At 69.7% G+C, this 7,464-nt stretch carries 8 protein-coding genes and 1 pseudogene; 4 read left to right on the top strand and 5 right to left on the bottom strand.

The genetic code is table 11. The annotated features are described in order from the left end of the window. The 3 genes from AC2W7C_RS10995 to AC2W7C_RS10985 form a co-directional block, all read right to left on the bottom strand. Positions 1–570 (bottom strand): MFS transporter (locus tag AC2W7C_RS10995; RefSeq protein ID WP_486001480.1); only part of this gene is annotated, 570 nt, incomplete at its 3' end. A gap of 213 nt (positions 571–783) precedes the next feature. Beyond that, entirely contained in the window at positions 784–1,713 is a 930-nt protein-coding gene (gene rarD / locus AC2W7C_RS10990; protein WP_486001479.1) for an EamA family transporter RarD, read from the bottom strand. An 86-nt stretch (positions 1,714–1,799) separates the two neighbouring features. Next, positions 1,800–2,846, bottom strand: coding sequence for an aspartate-semialdehyde dehydrogenase (locus tag AC2W7C_RS10985; protein WP_486001478.1), 1,047 nt, complete (start codon positions 2,844–2,846; stop codon positions 1,800–1,802). 165 nt (positions 2,847–3,011) lie between these two features. Between AC2W7C_RS10985 and zapE the strand changes: the two genes are divergently transcribed. Both zapE and AC2W7C_RS10975 read left to right on the top strand, forming a co-directional pair. Beyond that, positions 3,012–4,115 (top strand): cell division protein ZapE, encoded by a 1,104-nt coding sequence (gene zapE / locus AC2W7C_RS10980; RefSeq protein WP_486001477.1) that lies wholly within the window; start codon positions 3,012–3,014, stop codon positions 4,113–4,115. A 344-nt stretch (positions 4,116–4,459) separates the two neighbouring features. After that, a complete protein-coding gene (locus AC2W7C_RS10975) occupies positions 4,460–4,867 on the top strand; it encodes a hypothetical protein (RefSeq protein WP_486001476.1) in 408 nt (135 codons plus the stop codon). Positions 4,868–4,913: 46 nt separating this feature from the next. Here AC2W7C_RS10975 and AC2W7C_RS10970 read toward each other — a convergent pair whose 3' ends face one another. Both AC2W7C_RS10970 and mdh read right to left on the bottom strand, forming a co-directional pair. Continuing rightward, entirely contained in the window at positions 4,914–5,420 is a 507-nt protein-coding gene (locus AC2W7C_RS10970; RefSeq protein WP_486001475.1) for an energy transducer TonB, read from the bottom strand. Positions 5,421–5,563: 143 nt separating this feature from the next. Further along, positions 5,564–6,526 (bottom strand): malate dehydrogenase, encoded by a 963-nt coding sequence (gene mdh / locus AC2W7C_RS10965; RefSeq protein ID WP_486001474.1) that lies wholly within the window; start codon positions 6,524–6,526, stop codon positions 5,564–5,566. Here mdh and AC2W7C_RS10960 point away from each other — a divergent pair. Together AC2W7C_RS10960 and AC2W7C_RS10955 are read left to right on the top strand one after the other, a co-directional pair. Continuing rightward, a pseudogene (locus AC2W7C_RS10960) lies at positions 6,423–6,965 on the top strand (EcsC family protein); the annotation flags it as partial. The gene mdh and the pseudogene AC2W7C_RS10960 sit on opposite strands and share 104 nt — an antisense overlap. Before the next feature lie 97 nt (positions 6,966–7,062). Continuing rightward, positions 7,063–7,464: EcsC family protein (locus AC2W7C_RS10955; protein ID WP_486001473.1), on the top strand; the 402-nt coding region annotated here is incomplete at its 3' end.

Genomic DNA, 7,464 nt, shown 5'->3' with positions numbered 1-7,464 from the left:
CGAGCCCGTCCAGGCCCGCGCGTCCGGGTCGCGCGTCTCGGGCACCGGCCGAGCAGGGTGACGGCCGCGGTCAGGGCGGCGAGCGGGACGTTGATCCAGAAGATGAACCGCCAGTCGGCGGCGTCGGCCAGCCAGCCGCCGACCAGCGGGCCGATCATGCCGAACACGGCCCCCGCCCCGGCCCAGGTCCCGAAAGCCTTGCCCTGCTCCTGGGCGGGGAAGCAGGAGCCGATGACGGCCAGGGCGCCGGGGGTCAGCAGGGCGGCGCCGATCCCCCTGGACCGCGCGGCCGGCGATCAGCAGGTCGACGCTCGGGGCCAGGGCGCAGCCGATGGAGGCCAGGGCGAAGACGGCGACGCCCAGCAGGAAGACCAGGCGGCGGCCGAAGCGGTCGCCGGCCGCTCCGCCGATCAGGACCAGGGCCCCCAGGGTCAGCAGATAGGCGTTGGACACCCACTGGGCGTCGGCGGGGCCAGCGGACAGGTCGCGCTGGATGGCGGGCAGGGCCACGCCCAGGGCCGAGCCGTCGATGAAGGTCAGGCTGGAGCCCAGGACCGTGGCGGCCAGCACCCAGCGCTTGCGAGTGTTGCTCAGCGTTCCTCCCCCAGCGGGGGAGGGGGACCGCGAAGCGGTGGAGGGGAGGCGGCGCGCGCGCGACATCGGCGGACGTTAGCGCGGAATTGGGGTTTCGAGGACGGGGTTGATCGAGGGCGTCTCAAACGCCCCTCCACCCTCCTTCGCCCTGCGGGTTGCGGACGGTCCCCCTCCCCGCCGGGGGAGGAACTACGCCGGCTCGGCCGAGTCCCTCAGCGCCCGGCGCTCGGCGCGGAGGCGGAAGAAGGCCGCGGCGGCGAAGACGCCCGCCCCGATCCAGATGAAGGCGAAGGAGGCGATGCGCAAGGACGTCAGGGCCTCGCCGGCCCAGACGCCGACGGCGAACTGCAGCGTGGGCGCCAGGAACTGGATGAAGCCGATGGTCGACAGCGGCAGCCGGCGGGCGGACCAGGCGAACAGGGCCAGCGGCAGGACGGTGGCCGGGCCGTTGGCCAGGGCCCAGGCGATATGGCCCGGGCTGTCGAAGCCCACGCCCGCGCCGGTGTGCTGAAGCCACAGCACCCAGGCGAGGCCCAGGGGCGCCAGCAGCAGGCACTCGACCAGCAGGCCGGCCTGGGCGTCGATGGGGACCCGCTTGCGGATGACGCCATAGGTGGCGAACGAGACGGCCAGGGCCAGGGAGATCCACGGCGGACGGCCCAGCGCCAGGGCCTGGAGCAGGACGCCGACCGCCGCCAGCCCGATGGCGACCCAGCCCCATTTGTCGATCTTCTCGCGGAACAGCCACAGGCCCACGATCATGTTGAGCAGCGGGTTGATGTAGTAGCCCAGGCTGGCTTCCAGCGTCGAATGATGGGTCGTGGCCCAGACGTAGATGCCCCAGTTGACCGCGATCAGCACGGTCGAGAAGGCCAGCCAGGCCAGGGTCCTGGGCGTGCGGAACACAGCCGCGACCTGGCCGCCCTGCCTGGCCAGCCAGACCAGCAGGCCGGCGACCAGCACCGCCCAGAGGGCGCGGTGGGCCAGGATCTCGAGCGCGTCGAAGCCCTGGGCGTGCTGCCCCATGAACAGCAGGGGCATCATGCCCCACAGCGTGTAGCAGGCGAACGCGGACAGCAGGGCCGCGCGGCTCTGGTCGGAGCCGGGAACGGAAGCCATGATCTACTCCTTCGCCGACGGGACTAGCCCGGGGGAGGCGGCGAGGCTGGCGGGAAACGGCCGCGTCGGACGGCGCGGCCGCGCAGTCAGACGGTCAGGGTGCGATAGCCGCTCTTGGGTTGGATCGTGCCGGACTCGTCGAGCAGCTGGGCGATCTGGACGGCGTTCAACGCCGCGCCCTTGCGCAGGTTGTCGGAGACGACCCAGAACGACAGGCCGTTCTCGACCGTCGGATCCTTGCGGATGCGCGAGACGTAGACGGCGAACTCGCCGGCCGCGTCGATGGGGGTCACGTATCCGTCAGCTTCCTGCTTGTCGATCACCTGGACGCCCGGGGCGTCGCGCAGGATGGCGCGGGCCTCGTCCGGGCTGATGGGACGGTCGAACTGGACCGTCACGGCCTCGGAGTGGCCGACGAAGACCGGCACGCGGACGCAGGTGACGGTCAGCTGGATCGACGGGTCCAGCATCTTGTGGGTCTCGTCCCACATCTTGGCTTCCTCGTCGGTGTAGCCGTCGTCGCGGAAGGATCCGATGAAGGGGATGACGTTGAAGGCGATCTGCTTGGGGAATTTCTTCGGCGTGGCGTCGCCCAGGCCGTAGATGGCCTTGGTCTGGTTCCACAGCTCGTCCATCCCTTCCTTCCCGGCGCCCGAGACCGACTGGTAGGTCGAGACGACCGCGCGGGTGATCTTGGCGGCGTCATGCAGGGGCTTGAGGGCCACGACCAGCTGGGCGGTCGAGCAGTTGGGATTGGCGATGATGTTCTTCTTCTTCGCCAGCTTGACGTCGTCCGGGTTCACCTCGGGCACGATCAGCGGCACGTCCGGGTCCATGCGGAAGGTCGAGGAGTTGTCGATCACGATCGGACCAGCCTTGCCGATCTTCTCGGACCACTCCCTGGACACGCCGCCGCCGGCCGACATCAGGACGATGTCGACGGTCGAGAAGTCGAAGGTCTCCAGGTCCTCGCAGCGGACGGTCTTGTCGCCGAACGAGACCTCGACGCCCTTGGATTTGCGCGAGGCGATGGCGTGCAGTTTGTCGACCGGGAAGTTCAGCTCTTCCAGGATGTTGAGCATTTCCTGCCCGACATTGCCGGTGGCGCCCACGACGGCGACGACATAGCCCATCTTTGGTGGTCCTTCGGACGCGCTAACGCTCGCGACGCGGTCGCTCGCTGCTTGAGCGCGAAAGTGTGTGGATAGAGACGCGGATAGAGACGTCTGCATGTAGTCTTTCGCAGGCGCGAAGCAATCGCTTTTCAGGGGGAGCGCGGCCCGCTAAGCCCGAGAACGATGGGATCACGCATTCGCGCCGCTTATGACAAGCGCCTGGCTGACGGCCGGTTGGCGCCGGACCCGTCCCAGGTTCCGGTGGTCGAGGCCTTCGCGCGGCTGGAGCGGGACCTGGAGAAGCGCGGCCTGTTCGGCCAGCGGCCGGCGGTGAAGGGCGTCTACCTGTGGGGCCCGCCAGGCCGCGGAAAGTCCATCCTGATGGACCTGTTCTTCGCCTGCGCGCCGGAGCCCCGGAAGACGCGCGCCCACTTCCACGCCTTCATGGCCCGGGTGCATGACCTGATCGGCCAGTGGCGCAAGGGCGACGCCAAGGCGCGCAGGGCCGTGTTCGGACAGTCGAAAGGCGACGATCCGATCCGGCCGGTGGCCGAGCTGATCGCGTCCGAGGCCCGGCTGCTGTGCTTCGACGAGCTGCAGGTCACCGACATCGCCGACGCCATGATCCTGGGCCGGCTGTTCGAGGCGCTGTTCGAGGAGAAGGTGGTGGTGGCCATCACCTCGAATCGGGCGCCGGACCAGCTGTATCTGAACGGTATCAACCGGCAGCTGTTCCTGCCCTTCATCGACATGCTGGAGCAGGCCTGCGAGGTGGTCCAGGTCGCCGGCGCGCGGGACTGGCGGCTGGACCGGCTGATGGGCGGACAGGTCTGGTACGACGCGGACGACCCGGCCCAGCGCGCGGCCTTCGAGGCGCTGTGGGAGGAGCTGAAGGGCGACCAGCAGGAATGCCCGACCCATCTGGCCGTGCTGGGCCGCGACGTGGTGATCGAGCGCACCGACGGAGGCCTGGCCCGGGCGACGTTCGCCGAGCTGTGCGGGCGTCCGCTGGGGCCGCAGGACTATCTGGCGATCGCCGGGCGGTTCCATACCCTGTTCGTCGAGGACGTGCCGGTGCTGGGGCCGGCCAACCACCACGAGGCGCGGCGTTTCGTGACGCTGGTCGACGCCCTGTACGAGGCCGGGACGCGGCTGGTCGCCCTGGCCGCCGCGCGGCCCGAGGCGCTGTATGTCGAGGGCGTGGGCGCCTTCGAGTTCGAACGCACCGTGTCGCGCCTGAAGGAGATGGCGGGGGCGGACTGGCTGGCCCGCGAGCGGTCGGCGTAGGATCAATCGATATTGAAAGTCCGTCATTCCCGGCCCTGTGCCGGGAATCCATGAACGCGGCGGCCAGGACGGGCGCCTCTGCGGCGACGATCGCGATCTTGGATGGCCGGGACAAGCCCGGCCATGACGGAAAACAAGGGCTTGAAGGCCGTGAAATCTATCGCCCGAATGTTGATGGCCCCTAAGGTGACGGCCATAGTTCCGCTCCGGGCCTCGGTCTGGATCGCGAACCGACCGGAGAGACCTCGCATGCGCCTGCCCGCCCTGATCGCCGCCTGGCCCTGACCGTCGCCGCCGCGCCGCGTTCGCACAGGCGCCCGCCGCGCCGGCTCGGAGGCGTGACGGTGGCCGAGACGCGGACCTGGCTGGCCGGCCTGGGCGGATCGGTGAGCGAGCCCGAGACCGCGGCCAACGTCCAGCTGCTGCGCGTGGCCGATCAGCCCCTGCCCTGGACCCTGGCCTTCTACGCCTGCACCAGCCTGTGCGACGACCTGCAGTACGGCGCGACCTTCACCGGTCCGATCACGGAGGCCCAGGTCACCGCCTGGAACCGCGACAACCGCTATCTGACCGCGGCCTGGACGGCGCCGGCGGCGCCGGGCGGCGACGCGACGGTGACCGCGCGCTACGACCTGCTGCTGACGGCCACGGGGACCGGCCAGCTGCAGGAGCCGACCTTCATCTGGCTGCAGCAGCTGCGGGCCTTCGCGCAGTATCTGGCGGGTCAGGCGCCGGCGGCGGCAGGGCAGTGACGAAAGGTCCCGAAGCGGCTTCTCATCGGCGGAGACCCCGGATTTTCTAGGGTCGCGGCGCGTCGGAAGCGGCCGTTGGAATTCCCGTATCGTCCGCCACGACGAAGGTGAAGCTGAACGTGGCCCGACTGCCAGGGCGGCCCTCGATGGGACCGGCTTCCCTGACCGCCTTCAGGGCGGCCTCCGCGAAGCCGGAGTTCGGATGACTTTCGGCTGTCACGCGACAGTTCTCTGGGCGACGAAGACCACCGATCATGCATTGCAGACGGACTGTCCCCGCGCTTGCGGGGTTCTCGGCCTGCAAAGGAAAGGATATCTCCAGGACGGCGCGGCCATCGGCGACCTGAAGGTCGTCGAACACGTCTGTCCGGCGCCCTTCCATCCTTCCGAGCGCCGAGGCGCTGAAGTATCTGTCAGGATGGCTTTCCGCGACGACGATGCAATTGCGCAGAATGTGGCGCGCGACATGGCATTGAGCGGTGACGGTCGCGCGGTCGGGCTCGGCGGTGGTGGTCTGGGCCGCGAGAACGATCGTCAGCAAGGCGAACAGCATGGCGCGGCCTCAGGAAGCGGAACGGGCGAAATAGTGATCGTCGCGGCCGCACGACAAAAGAAAAAGGCCGCGGATCGCTCCGCGGCCCTTCGCTGTTTTCGATCCCTATCGCTCGCGCGACGGGCGCTCGCTGTTCCAGGGCGTCAGGCCAGCGACGGCTCGATGTCCTTGCAGGCCTGGATCAGGCCCTGGACCGATTCCACCGACTTCTTGAACATCGCCTTCTCGTCGTCGTTGGTGGTGAACTCGACGATCTTCTCGACGCCCGAGGCGCCGATCAGGGCCGGGACGCCGACGTAGAGGTCGGACAGGCCATACTCGCCCGACAGCCAGACGGCGCAGGGCAGGACGCGCTTCTGGTCCAGCAGATAGGACTTGGCCATGGCGATGGCGCTCTCGGCCGGGGCGTAGAAGGCCGAGCCGGTCTTCAGCAGGGCGACGATCTCGCCGCCGCCCTTCCGGGTGCGCTCGACGATGGCGTCCAGGTCGGCCTGGCTCAGGAAGCCGGCGGCGACGGCGTCGGGCAGGGGCAGGCCGCCGATGGTCGAGTGGCGCACCATCGGCACCATGTCGTCGCCGTGGCCGCCCAGGGTCCAGGCGTGGATGTCCTGGATGGAGACGCCGGTCTTCTCGGCCAGGAAGTAGGCGAAGCGGGCCGAGTCGAGCACCCCGGCCATGCCGACGACCTTCTCCTTCGGAAGGCCCGAGAACTTCTGCAGGGCCCAGACCATGGCGTCGAGCGGGTTGGTGATGCAGATGACGAAGGCGTTGGGAGCGTGCGCCTTGATGCCCTCGCCGACGGCCTTCATGACCTTCAGATTGATGCCGATCAGGTCGTCGCGGCTCATGCCCGGCTTGCGGGGAACGCCCGCTGTGACGATGCAGATGTCGGCGCCGGCGATGTCGGCGTAGTCGTTGGCGCCCTTCAGGGCCACGTCCTGGCCGAAGACGGCGGTGGCCTCGGCGATGTCCAGCGCCTTGCCCTGCGGCGTGCCCTCGGCGATGTCGAACAGGATCACGTCGCCCAGCGCTTCGCGCGCCGCGACGTGGGCCAGGGTGCCGCCGATCATGCCGGCGCCGATGAGGGCGATCTTCGCGCGAGCCATATGCATCTCCAGGGGCCTATCGCGCTTCGCGCTACTTGAGGCCGGGTTGAACGGATGGGAGGAAACGTGGCGGGGTCTAGACCGCGCGCGCGGCCCTGCAACCGTGACGCCGCGTCAGCAGGAGCCCCAGGTGACCACGCCCTATGAAATCGTCTCGGCGGAGGAGACCCCGGCCGACCTGATCCCGGTGGCCGACGAGACGAGCGTGCGCGCCGAGGTCGAGGTCTGGCGGGCGAAGACGCTGAGACGGCCCGGACTTTGGGACAAGGCCACGCGCGGGACGCAGGACCGCATCAACCGGATCATCCCGGAACGGGTCCACGCCGTGGTCACCGCCGGGGTCGAGGCGATGACCAAGGGGATCCTGTTCGGCTCGGACCTGGTGAAGCCGCGCCCCATGGCCGAGGGCTCGCTGGCCGCGCGCGAGCGGAAGGCGCGGGCGATCATCATGACCTATCGCAACACCGCCGGCGTCGAGGGCGGGGTGGCGGGGGCCGGGCGGCTTCGTCCTGGCCGCGGCGGACTTCCCCGCCCTGATGGCGATCAAGGTGCGGATGCTGGGCGACCTGGTCGGCGCCTACGGCTGGGGCGGCGGCTCGGTGAGCGAGCGGCTGTTCGTGCTGCACATCTTCCACCTGGCCTTCGCCAGCGCCCGGCGCCGGCCCGAGGCGCTGGCCGAGCTGGAGAGATGGATCGCGGGCGTCGACCAGCCCGAGGCGATCGCCGACTACGACTGGCGCGCCTTCCAGATCGAGTACCGGGACTACATCGACCTGGCCAAGCTGGCCCAGCTGATCCCGGTGGTCGGCGCGCGATCGGGGCGGTGGTCAACTGGCGCCTGGTCGACCGGCTGGGCGAGACCGCGATCATGGCCTGCCGGATGCGCTGGTTCGCCGAGGCGGGCCGCTAGGGCCTGTCGGCGGGCGCCTCCGGCCGCG

Source organism: Brevundimonas sp. CURTG3B2_SDJG (assembly GCF_057364705.1).
The sequence above is the reverse complement of the archived record's forward strand: the minus strand, read 5'-3'. Positions and strand labels throughout refer to the sequence as shown.

Bases quoted from the DNA above. Each gene is read 5' to 3' on its own strand.
- rarD (WP_486001479.1), bottom strand. From the start codon at position 1,713: ATGGCTTCCGTTCCCGGCTCCGACCAGAGCCGCGCGGCCCTGCTGTCC.
- AC2W7C_RS10985 (WP_486001478.1), bottom strand. From the start codon at position 2,846: ATGGGCTATGTCGTCGCCGTCGTGGGCGCCACCGGCAATGTCGGGCAG.
- zapE (WP_486001477.1), top strand. From the start codon at position 3,012: ATGGGATCACGCATTCGCGCCGCTTATGACAAGCGCCTGGCTGACGGC.
- AC2W7C_RS10970 (WP_486001475.1), bottom strand. From the start codon at position 5,420: ATGCTGTTCGCCTTGCTGACGATCGTTCTCGCGGCCCAGACCACCACC.
- mdh (WP_486001474.1), bottom strand. From the start codon at position 6,526: ATGGCTCGCGCGAAGATCGCCCTCATCGGCGCCGGCATGATCGGCGGC.